The following is a 17,080-nucleotide window of genomic DNA, read 5'->3' as shown; positions in this document are numbered from 1 at the left end:
GGCCCCCATCTAGAGCTGCAGCGCGGTATTGCGCTTCTTTAGGTCACGTCATTTCTGTTGGAAGGAAGGTGCTTTGGGTGGTGCCGAAGCGTAGACCGGTGGCGTCTTTGCCGATGAAGGTCAGGAAGGCGACGGCGCAGAGCACCGGGATGATGGTAACGGTGAGTGCGAAGGGGTAGCCGTGTGTTTCGGCGAGGTGTTCCTGGATGGGCAGGTTGAATGCGGCGAGTAGGTTGCCGAGTTGGTAGGTCACCCCGGGGTAGAGGCCGCGGATGGCGTCGGGGGATAGTTCGGTGAGGTGTGCGGGGATCACTCCCCAGGCGCCTTGCACGCAGACCTGCATCAAAAACGAGCCCAGGCACAGCATGGCGGCGGTGTGGGAGAACGCGAACAGCGGCACGATGGGTAGTCCGAGGATCGCGCAGAAGATCACGGTGTAGCGGCGACTGAACCGCTGGGACAGCGTGCCGAAGAACAGCCCCCCCATGATGGCGCCGATGTTGTAGACCACCACGATCCATTTGACCGTCACGCTGTCCAGACCGGCGCCGTGGTTGGTGTGCGCGCCCAGGAATGTCGGGTAGACGTCCTGGGTGCCGTGGCTCATCCAGTTGAACGCCGTCATCAGGGCAACCAGGTAGAAGAACCGGCGGACGACGGCGCCGTTGCGCAGCACGTCACGGATTTTGGTGTTGGTGACCTTCATCTGGTCCTGGGCGGCTTCCCATACCTCGGATTCCTGCACCCGGTAGCGGATGATCAGACTGATCAGGGCCGGGACGATGGACAGCGCGAACAACCAACGCCACGACAACCCCAGCCAATCCATCACCACCAGCGATCCCACACTGGCCAGTAGATAGCCGAGTGCGTAGCCCTCCTGTAGTAGCCCGGAGAAAAAGCCGCGCCGCTCGACGGGGACTTTTTCCATCGCGAGCGCGGCACCCAGCCCCCACTCGCCGCCCATTCCGAGGCCGTACAGCATCCGCAGAATCATCAGCACGGTGAAGTTGGGCGCGAATGCGCACAGGAAGCCGACGATGGAGTAGAAGATCACGTCCACCATCAGCGGGAGCCGCCGACCGACCCGGTCGGCCCAGAGCCCAAACAGCAAGGCGCCCACCGGGCGCATGGCCAAGGTGGCGGTCGTGACGAAGGCGACCTCGGCCTTGCTGATGTGGAAAGTCTTGGCGATATCGGCGTAGACGAACACCACGATGAAGTAATCGAAGGCGTCCATCGTCCAGCCCAACATCGCCGCGATGAACGAGTTTCGCTGATCAGCGTTAAGCCGTTGAGTTGTCACCACGTCAGCATCGTGTCACGTTAATTCGATAATTCAACCCCCGATTGTTGGAAGCAATCCGCAGCAAACAAAATGATATTGAAATACAGCCCCTTCAGCGTGGTAACACGACCTCGTCCGCGACTTGACTGCTACTCCGCCGACCGGCGCGCTGCGTGACTACCGCCACAAGGTAGTGGAATTAGTTGTCGCTGAGTGTGTTTCATCGCATAGGTCACAGTCGGTGTACCCATTCCCGAGCACGGGCTTACTTTGCACCACGCTGGCAGTTCTGCGGTCTTAGCAAAGATGTTAATGCAGGGCGAGCGACCTGGTCACTAGGAGCTAAAACCATATAGCTAAGAGAATTTTAGTCATTACCTAATGGTGTCTAGTGGCGAAACAAACTACCCAAGCGGACTAAAAAACGATATAAGTCGTTCCCGCCGATCTGTCCGTGCCGGTGCCCGTGGACCTGATCACCTGTCCGGGTTGGCCAGCACCCGCTATTCTCTAAACAGGTTGTGCCACAGCCATTTCAGCGAAGCTGAATTTCTGCCATGCGTCACCCCTCCGTCAAGCGGCCGAACGCGAAGGCCCGCTTGCCGGTACCGTGGCATCCGAATAGTGCTATCAACTGAGTGAATCGGTGATCGGATGCATACGTCGTGACTGGGTCTGATCAAGAGACGTCGACGGAGTCCGTGGTGGATCCGCGGATGTTGGTGGAGGAGATCGTGGAGATCCTCGCCGAAAGTGCGGCGCCCGATTTCACGTCGATGCACATGGTTTTCAGCATGGCCGATGACCAAGAGGTCGTTGACGCCGTAGCTGTAACCCGGGGTGGTGTCGTTGGGGTGCCGGTCGCAACTGGTGCGGTGCAGCGGGCGTGGACACATCGCGAGTTGACGATGAGTGAGCAGGGGCCGTGGCTCAGGCTGCTGATCGACGTTGATCGCGACGGGACCCTGACGGTGGGTTTCGACTACGGCGAGATGATCATACCGCCGGGACATCGGCTGCCCGGCGAGGCATATCTGGCCGATTTCGAGCGTTACCCTCGCGCTGGTGCTCCGTTGTGGCTTTTGGCACACATGGCCAATGAAGGTCATCAGATCCGCATGGCGGCTCAGGCGGCCGCGCCCCAGGCCAACGACGTTGACGCGGGTACGGCGCCACGGGAAACCGACGCGGAGGTTCCATCGCTGCCGGAATTGTGGTCGCGGATGGCGGCATTAGCGGCAGCCTGCCGTGGGGCGGATGCGGCGCAGGGGCCGCGAGTCGACCCGGCGTTCTGCGTGTACCGCGGTGATCACGGTGGGTGCACGCTGGCCCGCCTGCCTAACGGCCGTGCCGTATTGTCCGGTGGCGCAGACAATTCCGCACTACTCATCGCTGCGTACCGGGGTGAAATCATGTTTCCCGAGCTATACCGTGGTGCGCCATCGTGGCTACACAACTACTACCTCGATGAGCGAGCCGCCGACGGCATGCTGTCGTTCTGCTACTGGTGGGACGGGCAACACTGGTATAGGGCTGGTATTGCCGACGCCCCTGAGGCGTGGGGCCCGGCTGACGAGATCGTCTCTGCTATGCCGGATGTGCGCAGCGCTGCCAGCACGGCCGATCGGATCATGGTCGTTTTGGCGTCGTTCGGGACAAGCGATATATCTGCGGCAGCGGTGGATTTCGTACAAGCCGCTGAGGCGGGGGTCGCTTCGCGTGGGCATTTGGACCGCTTGTTCCCCGGTGGCGTGCCCGAGGCGTTCGACATTGCCGAGGCTCTCGCACAACTCGACGCAGCCGGCACGCTGCTTTTCAACTAGGCGCCTGTCGATGTGCCATTAAACGTTGATAGGAAACACCTCTCAGCTGTTTGGATTTGGCTCGCGGTGATCAGCTTCGCGATGCGCGCTCATTGCTTAGGTGGCGCAATCTGGTGCCCTTCCGGATCGGCGGCTATCCCGTCGTGAGCGATCAACGCGGCCTGTTGGGATAATTCGGGCCCGGTCGGGAGCAGCGCCAGGACGGGCCATGGCGCGGGCTGCGCCGTATCGTTCGACCCGCTGGCCGCTTTCACCCCGACAACACCCAACGCCGCGGCCGCTGTCTCGTCCCTGACGTGGAAACGCACTCCTAAGTCGTTGATGTAGAACAACTGTCCCGAGGCTCGGCTGTCCGGCTCGACCCCCGTGGCCTGCACGAATTCACCAGTCCCGGGCTTGAGATAGACGCTGTCGAGGCCGGGGCCGCCGCCATCTGCGGTCGCGAGGTGCACTGGCTGCGCATCGTTCGGCAACGGCAGCCGATTTCCGACAAGTAGGCTGGTCGTTGCCGCGGCGGTCGAGTTGTTGCGCTGCCAGGACATACACACCACCCGGTCCGGATCGATACGCACGAACCGCGACTGGACCGCCGGGTAGTGATCAACCGCCAAGGTATGCACGATGGGAGCGCCGTTCACCAGGGCCGGTGAGATGCCAGTCGGCTCCGACGCCGTTGGCGATTGCGGGTTCCCGTACCGCACGATGTCTGCCGTGGCAGCGGAGATGGGCTGCAACCCTTCTCGCAGCACGACGTATAAATGGTCACCACGCGAGTCAACTGTTTTGAGGACCGAGCCCACCCGGTAGATCTCCGGGAGATAGTTAGCTGGCTCCCCGACCCCTTGGATGGTGATCGGCACAATCGGTTGTACCAGCGGGAAGGAATTCAGGAGCCCCGGCGAAACTTCTCGAATCTCGCTGTCCGCCAGACGCAGCGCGTTACGCAGTATCGGATCGGCCGGGTCGATCGCGGCCCGTACGCCGTTGTATACAAGATATATGGTGCCGCCGGCTCTGGTCAGAATCATCTCGTCGGGCGACGCCGCTTGGATGTCCTCACTGAGCACAGGGTCATTGGCCAGCACTGTGGTCTCGATCGCGGAAACGCGGGACTGCTCGGTGGCGGAAGCTAGTTGTGTGGAGTCGCACACCGTCCATGACGACGTCGCCATGTCATCGCCTGCGTTGACACTGCCAGGAGCGCCGACGATACCGACCGCCGGACCGAGCGGAAGAGTGTTGAGGAACTTGTCGTCCACTTGTTTTGGCGAGTCGCTCTTTCCGACGATCAACCGCGCCGATGCCAGATTGAGCACCGGATGCAGGTGGTCGCCGATCCGCACGAACATGGTGCCGTTTGACTTGCTGAGCATGATCGTCGAATCGCCGAAATTAGGTGTCGGCCTGAAGAAGGCGAGCACACCCGCTCCGCCGCAAATGACCACCGCGATGACCATTCCGATCAGCAGCGCCCTCATCTGCCCCCGCATGGGGTCGTGGATCATCCGCGAGTCGGCACGTATCAGGGCGTGTTCCAGCCTCCGCACCAGGAGCCGATATCCGTTGACTTGCGCGCGGGTGGTGACTTGCGCCGGCATGGCGGCCCCGATCAGCGTTCGACGTAATGCTCAAGTTTCGGAACCAGTTTACCCGCAGCAGAAACACGGAGGCTGCCAGCGGAAATCAGTTGCTGCGCAGACAAAGGACCGTCAATGATACCACAAGATAGAACCGATCAACAATCGGCCGAACGGCGGGACTGCCGGCGGTTGTTCGCGACAGCCGCGATCATGCCGCAACGCGTGCTGCCACTATCAGCCTTGCTGGCACTTCAGATATTCGTTTCGGCAGGCATCGCTGTCGCATTGGTGCTGGAGAAGCCCGGTTGGTACGGCGCCGCGGCCGGTCTGGGCGGGGGCGTGCTTCTCGTGCTGCGAATCCGAGGACACTCGATTCCGCGCTGGACGTCCCAACGACTGGGCTTCTGGTACGAGCTACGCCGTCGCAAGCGGCGGGTGCAACGTTTCGAGCCGTTCGATGCGGAATTGCACGACGGCTCGCGTATCGGGTTCCGTTGGGACGGCAGACTCCTGATGTCACTGGTGCGCATTGTGGAGGATCCCCAGGCGATAACGATCATGGAACCCGCAATCGCCGTTTCGGGCCAGACGGTTTCCCTGCGGATGCTGGCCGACTGCTTGCAGCAGTTCGACATCACGGTGGATTCCATTGATGTGATCAGCCAGGGTGCTCGATTGAACGGCCGCGGTCAGATCGGAGCCGTTTACGACACGGTGCTGGGTCCACTGCCGGCGATCGCCCAGCGCTCGGTGTGGGTGGTGGTGCGCTTGGATCCGGCACTGTGCACGGAGGCGGTAGGTAACCGGGGCGGCGGTTGGGATGGGATTGTGCGAACCGCGGCGACGGCGACCCGACGCGTCGCCAACCGACTATCCGACGCGGGACTGCGATCACGGATCATGACGGCCGCTGAAATTGCCGAGGCCACAGAGCAACTGTCGCACGGGGTGGACCTGGGGGGCATTCATGAAACCTGGTCCGCTTGCCACGAAGACCGTCTGCAACTCCGCAGCTTCGTTGTCAAACCGTCCATGTTCACCACTGCCGGTCTCGGCGTGCCGTGGACGGTGCCGAGTCACTCGACAACCGTATGTGTTTCGTTGCGCCGCGATGATCGCAACGATCTGATCAAACTTCGTGGTCTCGTGCGGTTCGACAACTACGGACGTACCCGTGCCCATCTGCGTGATCTCGGGCAGCTGTCGGGCCGGCAGTACGCCGCGTTGCTCTGCAGTCTCCCGCTGCCGTCTCCGCGGCGGGCGGTAGCAGAGTGGGTGCATGGGAAAGGCGTTGATGCGGCGGAGGATCTCGAGTTGCCGGTGTGGGGGTGCGGGCAGGTGGTCGGGGCCGACGAACTTGGCCGGGCGGTCGCACTGCCGCTATTCGGGCCCCGAGTAAAGCGAGTGGAACTATGCGGAACCCTGCATCTGGCTCAGCAGGTGGTGCTGCGCTCCTTGGCGTTAGGAGCCTTGGTCAACGTTCATACTCGGCGACCCGCAGTCTGGCGAACAATGGCCGAACAGATCGGCGATTCGGATCTGTTGAGCGTCAACGACCCCGACTCGGATGCGACGCGGGTGGGCTCCGATCGTGACTACCGGGTGGAGATGTTTGACGGCACCACAGAACATTTGGTCCAAGAAGGTGTGACAACGATGGTGGTCAAACCATCGCATGCCGAGCCATCGGCGGATGCCGACGTCACACTGCAACTACTCGACCACGATCAAGACCTGGTCCGTGTGGGTACCCGGTCAGCCATGGCGTTGGTGACGATGGTAGCCACCGACGACGAAATGCGTTACATCAAGTCGTCATTGGACATCGTGGACTGACGTACGAGTAGTTTGTCAGTCGGAGGCTTGTATCGACGGTGACGGCGACCGAACGAACGAGCGGGGAGCGGCCATGACCAACACGAAGGGGCACTCGGCGTACGCGGGGTACGGCCGACCAGACAGCGCCCAGAGCTGGCACTCATCGGGGCCCAGGTCGCCGGAGGAGCAGGCGGACGGGGTAAGTCGATCGCTGTGGGCGCTCGCTGCCGTTCTCGGCCCGGCGACCTTTGCGGTGGATCTAGGCTCGCCAACGCTGCTTGGTTACCCGGTCCGAATCAGCGTGCTCGCAGCAATCGTGGCAGCGGTCGGACTACTGCCCGGCCAAGCCACCCGCGGGTGGATCGTGGTCGCACTTGCGGTCACGGGTTGTCTAGACGCCGTAGCCGTTTGGATCAAGGCTGATGAAACCGGCTGGGCGCTGACAGTCGTCGTGGTGCTCAACTCATTACAGGCAGTGGCCGCTGTGGGCGCCTTGCTTCGCGAGTCCCGGGAGCCCGGATCGGCTGAATCCGAGGGCGTTTCCGACTACTCGGCGTACACGCGCCTGGCCGAGGCCTATCAGGCCTACGCGACGCAGTATCAGCAGCTGTTCTCGGCCCCGCACAGCGCCGCTGGGCAAGCCGGCGCACAAGCCGAGGCTGAGGCGACCGCGGGCGTGCGCGGCGACACCGCGCAAGAGTCGTTCGCTGCGATGCAAGCCAAATACGCCCGGCACGGCGTGGTTGGCACCGCGCGGCAGTCGCGTGGTGTCGCCGCGGCCCCGGCTACCCCATCGACGGCCGACACCGGGGTTCCGGGCGCGAACCGCGTTGCGCCGGAATCGTATCCCGATCGGCTGCGCCAGCGGGACGCGAGCGGAGGCGGCGTCGAGCAATCCGGTCTGTAGTTCGTCAACCGGTCCGAGCTCGTCAGCTGCCCAGCATTCGCCGGATGGCCGCCATGCGGTCGGCGACCATCCGGGCGCCGATGGCGGTTCCCGGGGTGAAGTGGGCCACGTGGAACGCCCCCGCGTAGTGGTGCAGCTCGGTGGGGACTCCCGCCTCGATGAGCTTGCGCGCGTAGTCCAGACCCTCGTCTCGGGTGGGATCGATTTGGTAAGCGATCACGATGGCGGGCGGGAGCCCGGATAGGTCCGCCACGTTGGCGCGAGCCGGGGCGGCATAAATCGGGACATCGGCGCTGCCGGGTTCTGCGGTGCCGCGAAGGTAATAGCGCCAGCTGTACGGGGAATTGACGGACTGCCAGACCGGCGTGTCGACGAGCATCGTCATGGACGGGGTGTTGAGCCGGTCGTCGATGGTTGGGGCATCGAGGAATTGGGCGAGCAGGCGCGGCCCGCCGCGGTCGCGGGCGATCAGCGCCAGTGCCGCCGCCAAGCCGCCGCCGGCGCTTTCACCCAAAACGCCCAGGCGGTCCGCATCGATCCCGAATTGGCGGCCTTCGGCGCAGGCCCATTGCAGAACCGCGTAACAGTCTTCCAGGCCGGCCGGGTACGGATGCTCGGGTGCCAAGCGGTAATCCACGGCCACGACGGTGACACCTGCCTGATCGACGAGCATCCGGGCGGTGGAATCGGCAAGGGGTAACCCTCCCATGACATACGCGCCGCCATGCAGGTACAGGAGCGTGGGCGCCGGGGCCGAGCGTTCAGCCGGTGCGTAGACCCGAACGGGGACGGCCTCGGCACCCTGACGGCGCACCACGATGTCGTGCACCGCCAATACGATTCGTGTCTCGTACTTTGGTAGTTGGCCGAGCAGTGTCCGTTCAACTTCGCGCGCGGACGCGAGATCGGCAAGATCAAATTTGGGAAAGCCGGTAGCCAAAGCGGCCAATTCGGAGTCGAGGACGTAATCCATTGACGAGAAACCTTTGATACGAAGGGAAATATCGGTTTACCGGTGATACTGCCGGCCGAACTCGTCGGCCAGCGACGCGGCCAGTTCCAGGTACTGGTACTGGGTCTTGCGATTCAGCAGTTCCAGCGAGACCTCGCCCCCCTCGGCGAGATGGTGATCGTAGGGAATGACGAATGGCGTACGCACCCGCGACCGAAAATGCTGGCTCAACTGGTCGATATTGATCGGCATGGCGCCCGGGCGGGCCGAGCTCAACACCACTCTGGCATCGGGCACCAAACGGGCGTAGCCGTGATGCCGCAGCCAGTCGAGTGTCGCCAATGCGCTACGCGCAGAGTCAATTGCCGGGGAGGCCACCACCACCAAGGCATCAGCGACGTCGAGAACGCCCCGGGTGGCCGAATGCGTGAGACCGGTTCCGCAGTCCGCGAGGATGATGTTGTAGAAGCGGTCCAGGATTTGATGCACGGTCCGATAATCATCTTCCGAAAACGCTTCGGATACCGCCGGATCCCGTTCGGACGCCAAGATCTCCAGTCGGCTGGGACTTTGCGACGTGTGACGGCGCATCTCGGGATACCGAAGAATTTGGCCATCAGTCAGCAGATTGCGCACCGTGGAGCGGGTCTGATTCGGACCTCGTTGGGCCAGCGTCCCGAAGTCGGGGTTAGCGTCCACTGCAATCACGCGGTCTCCCCGCAGCGATGCGAATGTGGCACCCAACCCAAAGGTGGTCGTGGTCTTTCCGACACCGCCTTTGAGTGACAGCACGGCGATGCTGTACGAGCCTCGTACCGGCTGGTTTGCGCGATCGGCCAACACCTTCCAGTTGGCGTCGGCTGAGGATTCGCCAGGGTTCAATTTGCCGCCGGTTATGCGGTGCAATCCCTTTCGCCAGCCGTGTCGGGGAGCTGCCTTCGCCGGACGTACCAAGCCAAGTTCGTCGGCGGGCGGCGTGCTCACCCTGTGCGCCCATGCCGGTTCGCCGGCAGTGGCAGTGGTGAACTCGGTGTCGGCCAACGCATGACGCCCTATCATCGCCGCATCGTTGCCGGCGATTTCATCTCGATCGATCATGGCCGCTCCTCATTGCTATCCCAGATTCAGCGTCTGCAGAATGCCGCTCAACGCCGCTTTCATGTCGCTTCCTTCGATGCGCATCAACATGTCCTCATCGAAGCTGTCCAAGCTGGCATCGGAGCCCTCGGTGAGCCGATAGGCACGCTCCTCTTCCGCCGTTTCGATCGCGTTGCGCACAAACCGTCCGTTGCCGGCGAGATCGATGCTCTTGCGGGCTTTCCCGTCATGATCGATGGATTCCTGGGCGCAAAGTCGTGTGCACACCGTCACCAGCTCGTCGTAGGCGTCGGCTGACAGTTCGGAGTCGCGCGATTTGGCGATAAGTCGTCCGATGTCGCCCAGTTCCGGGGGACTGTATGACGGGAACCGGATTCGTTTAGTAAACCGTGACGCAAGGCCCTCATTGGCTGCGAGGAATCGGTCGATCTCCGCGTCGTATCCGGCGATGATGACGACCAGACGGTCGCGGTCGTCTTCCATACGGGCCAGCAGCGTGTCGACCGCTTCGCGCCCGAATGCGTCACCACCCGACAGGCCTGTCTGGATCAACGTGTAGGCCTCGTCGATGAAGAGCACCCCGCCCATGGCGGTGTCGATCAGTGAGCTCGTTTTGATGGCGGTGCTGCCCAGATGTTGGCCGACGAAATCCTGTCGTTTGGCCTCGACGACGGAAAGCGATTCCAAAAGGCCAAGTCCGCAATAGGTTTTAGCTACCACACGGGCGACGGTGGTCTTACCGGTTCCGGGCGGACCGGTGAACGCCAGATGCAGGCTGCGTGAAGCCGTGCTCAGGCCCTTATCCTCGCGCATTTTTGCCAGCCGCGCGGCGGACCGCAGTTTTGCCACTTGCAACTTGACCTCTCCTAGCCCGACTTGGCGGTCGAGTTCTTGCTGCGCGGCGCGGAGGTGTTCGTTGCCGCGCTCGGTGAGCTCGTCCGCCTCGCGGCCCGCGTTCGTCGCCGCGGTACTCGGGTCCCATTTGTCGGCGCGAGACTCGATGACTTCCTTGGTTGTCACGACTAGCCGGTATTTTGAGTCTTTCAGGGCCGCGTAGTTGGCCTCGAATCCCGGTTCCTCGCTGTAGATGCGCTCGAAGGTCTTGCGTGCCTCGTCTTCGTTGCCCATTTCCCGCAGTGTGAGGCCCCTGGTGAATTCCGCGGCGCGCCGCGCCGCCGGGATCGGGCCCTCGAGCGCCTGCTCGAGCCGGCGCAGCCCTTCGCCGAACAAGCCCATCTGTGAACAGGCCGAGCCCACCATCAGATGTGCGCCCGCCGCGATGTAGTCGTCGGTGAACGAGGCCGAAGTCGCCAGCGCCGTAAGCACATCGGGCCAACGCTGAGTCGTGAAATGAAGGATGCCGCGCATGTAGGCGCATACCTCTTCGGTGGCAAGGTCGCCTATCGCTACGTCCGACGCAACGAGTTCGTCGAGCGTTCGCTCGGCCTCGTCGTAGTCCTGGCCCTGGATCAGGCTGGCCACATAGGCCAGCGTGACTTCGGTCAGCGAGCTCAGCGTGTAGTCCACATATAGGCCGGTCTCGAACCGGCCGCAGAGTGTGCGCGGCGCCAGACCTAACCGCCGTTGTTCACGACCGAGCAGTCCGCTGGTGCGAAAGAGGTGGTGAATCACCTCCGCGGTGGTTTCGCCGGTGGCGGCTCGCCCGAGCCACGCGTCGCACATGTGCGGGTCATATTCGGTTGCTCGTTTGAATGCCAATGTCGCGTAGTGCAGGTCGCGTTCGACTTCGAGACCGTCGATCGGGATACCGAGAGAGAGCACCCCCGCATCGAACACACGCTGCGCATTTCTGTTATCACCGCTCATCGGTGTCCCCAACTCCCTTTCGTTCGGTCTCGGTTCGGGGAACGGTGACACGGATGGCGTCGACGTTTGCCGGACAGATGACTACAGCAGGGTCGACTGTGATTGTACTAAGCTGCAGGGCAGACGGTTTCGAATCTTTGGCGAGGACAATCAAGATGGACGGATCGCTGAGTTCCCCGAGTGGGCGGATCGTGGTTCGGACGACCGAACGCGGATTGCCGATCGCGCTCAAGCTCGATCAACGTGAGCTATCAAGACCACCAACGCAATTGGCGAGTGAGATTCTTTTGCTGTGCCAGCTTTCCGCACGGCGTATGCAGGTCGCGCGCCGCCGCGACCTAGTTGCTCGTGGCTTTAGCCCGGGCGTCGTTCGGGGCCTTGATCTCAGCACCGAGGAGGAACTGCAGCAAGCCGAGGCGGCGCTGCGAGGCGATGACTCCGACGGTGTTCCCGGTACCTGGATGGCCCCGATTTGACCGGCGGACTTGCGGATTCGTTGCTCGCGCGCATCGGGATGCAGCGCGACTTGATGCAAGCGATGGACCAGCACTGTAAGTCCATCTCGGTGCGTGTCACGAGCCGGTGTGGGTCGGTAAGTGCCGAGGTAGACGGCTTGGGCGCGATGACGGGGTTGTGGCTGGGAGATAGCGCCTACCACAAGGGATCTGAAGCACTTGCCAAGTTGATCCTCGACACCGCCCAGGCGGCTGCGAAGGCGGCAGCCGAGCGGCAGGCGTACCTGATCAAGGAGTTCATGGAACGGATGAGCAGGCTGCGGCAGGCGCCGCTTATCCGTAGCGACGGCAGCACGTTCCAACCGGGTCCGCCGAAGATCGGTGGTTACCAAAATAGTTGAGAGGCAGCGACTCTCAGCTGAAAGATAGTGGCTCCCAGTGCGGCTTGGTGTTCAGTCCAGCCGATAACGGATCAGCCGGGAGCTGTTGGCCACCACCGCTACCGACGACGCATTGTGCAGGATCGCGGCCAGCACGGGGGAGAGCGCCCCGCCCGCGCCGATGATCAGCCCGGCGGCGTTGACGGCGATGGACATGCTGTAGTTCTCCCGGATCACGTCGACCGCCCGGGCGCCCAGGTCCCGAACGTCGAGCAGGCGATGCAGGTCGTCGTTGGCCAGCGCCACGTCGGCAGTTTCGACGGCGACGTCGGTTCCGGCCAGCCCCATGGCGATCCCGATGTCGGCGGCGGCCAACGCCGGGGCGTCGTTGATGCCGTCGCCGACCATGCCGACGATGTAGCCCGCGTTCTGCAGCTCGCGCACCACCTCGAGCTTGTCCTCCGGCATCACCTCGGCGCGCCACTCGTCGATCCCCAGCTCGTCGGCGACGACCTGCGCGATGTCGGGGTGATCGCCGGTGAGCATGACGATGCGGCGAATCCCATTGGCGCGCAACTTCGTCAGCACTTCGGCTGCCTCGGGCCGGACCTCGTCACGCAGGCTGATCAGCCCCACCAGCTTGCCGTCCACCGCCAGCAGCAGCGGGGTCTCCGCCTCGCGGCGCAGCTTCTCCACCCACTCCGTCGCCTTCTTTGACACCCTCACCTTTTCGGCTTTCAGCAGCGACGGGCTGCCCAGCAGCAGGGTGCGGCCGTCGGCCCAGGTCCGCATGCCCAGGCCCACCAGCACCTCGCACTCCTCGTGCGGCGGGATGGTGATGTGACGCTCCTCGGTGGAGCGGATCACCGCTTCGGCCAGCGGATGGCGGGAATGGATCTCCGAGCTGGCGGCATACGCCAGCACCTGCTCGGGCTCCCAATCCTTATGCATAGCAACGATATTCGTGACCATCGGACGCCCGACGGTCAGCGTGCCGGTCTTGTCGAACACGATCGCGTCGACCCGGCCCGCCTGCTCGAGGTGGGATCCACCCTTGATCAGGATGCCGCGGCGAGCGCCGTTGCCGATCGCGGCGCTGATCGCGGTCGGGGTGGCCAAACCCACCGCGCAGGGGCAGGCGATCAACAGCATGGTCATCGCGCGCCGGACGTCTCCGGTGACCGCCAGCGTGATCGCCGAAACGATGAACGAGGTGGGAACGAAACGGCGGGAAAAGTTTTCACCAACCGTCTGGATGGGTGCCCGGTCGTGTTGGGCCTCCTCGACGCGGGTGATGATGCGGCCGATGGCGGTTTGTTTGCCGACGGCTTCGGCGCGCACCACGACGCGTCCGCGCACCACGACCGAACCGGCGTGCACGTGTGCCCCGACGCCGACGCTCACCGGGAGGTTTTCACCGGTGATCGCGGACTGATTGACCACGGCGTCGCCATCGACGACTTCGCCGTCCACCGGGATGGCGACGTGGTCGTGCACCACCACTTCGTCGCCGATCTCGACGCTGTCGATGGGCACCTGGATTTCGGTGCCGGCTTGCGGCCCCTCGGTCAGCCGAATCCACGCGGTGTCCTGGCTGCCGCGAAGCAGCTCCGAGATGGCCCGCCGGGTCCGTCGCAAGGTCAGATCTTGGAGGTACTCACCGATGTTGAGTAGCCACAGCACGGTGAGGGCGACCACGTTCTCGCGCAGGATCAGGCTCGCCACGGTGGCTGCCGAGACCAGCGCATCGGTGCCGGCCTTGCCGGACCGCAACGAGCGCAGCGCGCCGCGCAGGAAGGGGTAGCCGGTGAAGATGGTGACGCCGGTGGCGACCACCCGGCCGCTGGTGCCAAGCAACGGTGGTCGTGCGAACACGTAGCGGCGCACCCCGAGCAGGCCCAGGGCGACGCCGCCGATCACCATGCGCAGCACATCGGAGTTGCGGATCTCCGACGAATGCGGTGCGCGCGCTGGGATCAGTTCGGCGGCGACGTGTTCGGCACCGCTGATCGCCGCCAGTACCTCGGAGCGATCACAGCGGTGCGGTGAATACCAGACGACGACCGATCCGGTGCGCGGGTAGGCGTGCACGGCGCGCACGCCGGTCTTTTTGGCAACGGCCTCTTCGACCGCGACGGCCCGCAGCGAGTTGGCGCGAACCCACGCGACCGAAACTCGCATGCGGCCAGCGGCATCCGAAACTATTGTTAGGGCGGGATCTTCGGCAGTTGCGACGTCTTCAACAATCGCGAGGCTCATGTCCGAGGGTCAGTGCTCGTGATCGTGGGCTTCGCCGACGGACGGGGTGGGTGCCTCCTCGCCGATGCGCTCGCGGGCTTCGGCCATGACGTCGGAGAGCTTGAGTCGTGCGGACTCCGCGGTCTCCTCGGCCTTGCGGGTTCCGCGCAATCCGAGCTCCGCGGTAACCACCGCGGTCTGGTGTAGCGGCGCCTTGGCCGCGGCTTTGCGCACTACCTCATACGCCGTCACCCCGACCAATCCGGTGAATACCGTTCCTGCGGCTTTTGCCAATAACCCGTACACCGCCATTGCCGGAACCTTTCTGCCAGCTAGTTGCTAACGACAACCATTACCAAGAAACTACCCCGCGGCCGCGGTAACAGCTAAGCGCCCTGCTTGTTATCGCGCCGTCCAACTGATGCTTGCACGAAATTAACATTGATGTATTGCGATATCAATATGCGTCTTCAGAGGACACGGGTGACTTTCTCGGTCTCGACTCGGCGCTGCAGCGCCGCCGGATCGGGGTTGGCGACCTGCACCAGCGATGCGCCGACGGCCATGACCGCCAGCAGGCCGTCGACCAGCTCGGCGGGTCCGGACCACGAGGCGCTCGAAAGTACCCGATCTTTGGGCGTCAGACCCCGTGCGGCCGCCGAATTTTCACAGTCGGCCAGGATTTCGTCGACGGATCGGCCGCCCAGCGCCGCGCCGGGGTGGCGTTCGGCAACGATCTGGTCGCCGTGCACTCGCACGGCGGTGGCGTAGTCGGTGACGCCGATCGGCAGGTCGGGCGCGGAACGGCCGAACGCGTCAAGCGACAACACCGCGACCTCGCCACCGGGCTCGACGCTTGAGTCGGCTTCGTCCAGCCGTTCGGCGGTGCACAGGGCGAGGTCGGCCGGTCCGGACGCGTCGAGCACGGCCTCGGCCCCGATCCACCACACCCCGAACAGGACCGCCGCGGTCTGCCAATGCGCCGGCAGCAAGACCGCCACCCGGCTGCCCGGGCCCGCACCCAGCTCGTCGCGCAACAGGTTGCCGGTCTTGGCGGCCCAGTTGGCCAGGGTCACGGCAGACAATTCGATGCGCTCGCCGGAGGCATCGTCGTAGTAGGTGATGCGCGGGCCGACCGCGTCGGCCCGCAACATCGGATCGAGGATCGCCCCGGACAGAGTGGTCAGTTGATGCACTCCGGCTTGTCGCTGCCGGCGGTCAGGATGGGCGACGGAGCTGGAACATTCGGGTCGGTGGCCGACTGGTTCGTCACCCGGGCCGGTGCCACGGGTCCGCCGGACAGGCCGGAGCCCGGTCCGGTGTAGTCGCTGGCCAGCACCACCCGCACCGATCCCGGCGCCAGCGACGCGTCGGGGACCACCGGCAATCCGCCCAGCTCCTTGGAGACTTCCTGCGCCCCCAGGTCGTCGGGCTTGTTGGCGCGCACCTGGCTGGACTTCACGTGGGTGCCGTCGCTGTTGCCGACGGCGCCGGTGGTAAATCCTTTGGAGCTCAACACGTCTGATACCGCGGCCGCCAGCCCGTTGATGTCGGTGTCGTTGACGACGCTGGTGGTGGTCTTGGCGGGCGTGTAGGCCAGCTCCTCGGTCTTACCCTGATCCTGGTCGTGCAGCAGGCCGGCGACCCAGTCCTGAACCTGATGCGCGTCCACCCGGACCACGCTTTGCATGCCGTCGTCGCTCCAGCCGGCCCCGTCGAGCACCGGGATGGTGGCGAACGCGACGTTGCCGCCGGCCAGTTTCTGCAATTGTTGGACGAAATCCATGACGTCCCAGCCCTGAGAGAGCACCACCGAGCGCTGCACCGCCGACTCCAGCCGCCTCATCGTGGTGGGGCTGGACAGCGTCTGGCCGGAGATCACCCGGTGGGCCAGCGAGGCCATCACGACTTGCTGGCGCACCACCCGGTCCAGGTCGCCGCGCGGCAGGTCGTGGCGCTGGCGCACGAAGCTGAGCGCCTCCGAGCCGTCGAGCTTTTGCGGGCCGGCCGGAAAGTCGGCACCCGAAAGCGGCTCGTACACTGCGTCTTTGAGACACACATTGACGCCGCCGAGCGCGTCGGTGATCAACGCGAAACCGAGCAGCCCAATTTCGGCGTAGTGGTCGACGGTCACACCGGTGAGGTCGGCGACCGTCTTGATCAAGGCTTCACGGCCGGCCTCGGTTCCCTGGGTGGCGGCATCCTCGGCCGAATCACCGGCTTTGACCAGGTTGACTCGCTTGGCCTCCCGGGTTTGGCCGTAGACGCCGTTGATCTTCGTCTTGCCCAGACCGGGGGACATGACATAGGAGTCCCGCGGAATCGAGATCGCGGTGGCCGACTTCCCGTTGTTCGGTATCCGGACCAGGATGATGGTATCGGTGTTGGTGGCCTCCTCGTCACCGGCCTTCAAGGTCGCCAGCTCCTCGGGTGTCAACGCGTTGCCGTGAGCATCGGTGCGGCTGTCCAGGCCGACCAGCAGGATGTCGATCGCGCCATCGTCGCCGCCCTTGCCCAGCGATGGCGCCGACATGTGGAAGATGCCGTCTTCAAACGCTCGGACGTTGTTCCAGGCCACGCCGGTCCCGAGGACGACGGCGAGGGCGAGCACAGTGGCAGCAACACGAACAACACGTTGCACAGGCATCACACTAGGTTACTTGCGGAACACCCGCTTCTCGGGTAGCCAGCGGCGGCGAGCCTGAGGCATGCCA

13 protein-coding genes and 1 pseudogene are annotated in these 17,080 nt (G+C 63.9%); 5 read left to right on the top strand and 9 right to left on the bottom strand.

The annotated features are described in order from the left end of the window. Positions 1-43: 43 nt before the first annotated feature. Positions 44-1,255 carry an MFS transporter gene (locus ACTXG5_RS27265; protein ID WP_445164620.1) on the bottom strand — a complete coding sequence of 404 codons (1,212 nt, stop codon included), beginning with the start codon at positions 1,253-1,255 and terminating at the stop codon, positions 44-46. 698 nt (positions 1,256-1,953) lie between these two features. On the opposite strand from ACTXG5_RS27265, the gene ACTXG5_RS27260 reads away from it, so the two are divergent. After that, positions 1,954-3,111 (top strand): hypothetical protein, encoded by a 1,158-nt coding sequence (locus ACTXG5_RS27260; RefSeq protein ID WP_445161740.1) that lies wholly within the window; start codon positions 1,954-1,956, stop codon positions 3,109-3,111. 89 nt (positions 3,112-3,200) lie between these two features. Here the strand turns inward: ACTXG5_RS27260 and eccB are convergent, their stop codons facing one another. Then, positions 3,201-4,709, bottom strand: coding sequence for a type VII secretion protein EccB (gene eccB / locus ACTXG5_RS27255; RefSeq protein ID WP_445161739.1), 1,509 nt, complete (start codon positions 4,707-4,709; stop codon positions 3,201-3,203). 204 nt (positions 4,710-4,913) lie between these two features. Between eccB and eccE the strand changes: the two genes are divergently transcribed. Both eccE and ACTXG5_RS27245 read left to right on the top strand, forming a co-directional pair. Continuing rightward, positions 4,914-6,527 carry a type VII secretion protein EccE gene (gene eccE, locus ACTXG5_RS27250; RefSeq protein ID WP_445161738.1) on the top strand — a complete coding sequence of 538 codons (1,614 nt, stop codon included), beginning with the start codon at positions 4,914-4,916 and terminating at the stop codon, positions 6,525-6,527. Between the two features lie 73 nt (positions 6,528-6,600). Beyond that, on the top strand, positions 6,601-7,416 hold the full coding sequence (locus ACTXG5_RS27245) for a DUF5336 domain-containing protein (protein WP_445161737.1): 816 nt from the start codon (positions 6,601-6,603) through the stop codon (positions 7,414-7,416). Between the two features lie 22 nt (positions 7,417-7,438). Here ACTXG5_RS27245 and ACTXG5_RS27240 read toward each other — a convergent pair whose 3' ends face one another. The 3 genes and pseudogenes from ACTXG5_RS27240 to eccA form a co-directional block, all read right to left on the bottom strand. After that, the gene (locus ACTXG5_RS27240; protein ID WP_445161736.1) at positions 7,439-8,389 is read right to left on the bottom strand and encodes an alpha/beta hydrolase; all 951 of its coding nucleotides are present in this window, start codon (positions 8,387-8,389) and stop codon (positions 7,439-7,441) included. A 36-nt stretch (positions 8,390-8,425) separates the two neighbouring features. After that, positions 8,426-9,400: pseudogene (locus ACTXG5_RS27235) on the bottom strand (MinD/ParA family ATP-binding protein); the annotation flags it as partial. Positions 9,401-9,481: 81 nt separating this feature from the next. Beyond that, the gene (gene eccA / locus ACTXG5_RS27230) at positions 9,482-11,293 is read right to left on the bottom strand and encodes a type VII secretion AAA-ATPase EccA (RefSeq protein WP_445161735.1); all 1,812 of its coding nucleotides are present in this window, start codon (positions 11,291-11,293) and stop codon (positions 9,482-9,484) included. Positions 11,294-11,448: 155 nt separating this feature from the next. On the opposite strand from eccA, the gene ACTXG5_RS27225 reads away from it, so the two are divergent. Both ACTXG5_RS27225 and ACTXG5_RS27220 read left to right on the top strand, forming a co-directional pair. After that, positions 11,449-11,769, top strand: a complete 321-nt coding sequence (locus ACTXG5_RS27225) for a hypothetical protein (protein WP_445161734.1) — start codon at positions 11,449-11,451, stop codon at positions 11,767-11,769. After that, a complete protein-coding gene (locus ACTXG5_RS27220) occupies positions 11,766-12,149 on the top strand; it encodes a YbaB/EbfC family nucleoid-associated protein (RefSeq protein WP_445161733.1) in 384 nt (127 codons plus the stop codon). The genes ACTXG5_RS27225 and ACTXG5_RS27220 overlap by 4 nt, the downstream gene beginning before the upstream one ends. Positions 12,150-12,200: 51 nt before the next feature. Here ACTXG5_RS27220 and ctpC read toward each other — a convergent pair whose 3' ends face one another. The 4 genes from ctpC to ACTXG5_RS27200 form a co-directional block, all read right to left on the bottom strand. Then, positions 12,201-14,387, bottom strand: a complete 2,187-nt coding sequence (gene ctpC, locus ACTXG5_RS27215) for a manganese-exporting P-type ATPase CtpC (RefSeq protein ID WP_445161732.1) — start codon at positions 14,385-14,387, stop codon at positions 12,201-12,203. A gap of 9 nt (positions 14,388-14,396) precedes the next feature. Continuing rightward, positions 14,397-14,678 carry a DUF1490 family protein gene (locus ACTXG5_RS27210; RefSeq protein WP_445161731.1) on the bottom strand — a complete coding sequence of 94 codons (282 nt, stop codon included), beginning with the start codon at positions 14,676-14,678 and terminating at the stop codon, positions 14,397-14,399. Between the two features lie 158 nt (positions 14,679-14,836). Next, on the bottom strand, positions 14,837-15,562 hold the full coding sequence (locus ACTXG5_RS27205) for a TIGR03089 family protein (protein WP_445161730.1): 726 nt from the start codon (positions 15,560-15,562) through the stop codon (positions 14,837-14,839). Beyond that, positions 15,550-17,016: an LCP family protein gene (locus ACTXG5_RS27200; protein WP_445161729.1), complete on the bottom strand. Its 1,467-nt coding sequence runs from the start codon at positions 17,014-17,016 to the stop codon at positions 15,550-15,552. Before ACTXG5_RS27200 ends, ACTXG5_RS27205 begins: the two co-directional genes overlap by 13 nt. Between the last annotated feature and the right edge of the window lie 64 nt (positions 17,017-17,080).

Source organism: Mycobacterium sp. Dal123C01 (assembly GCF_052566995.1).
The sequence above is the reverse complement of the archived record's forward strand: the minus strand, read 5'-3'. Positions and strand labels throughout refer to the sequence as shown.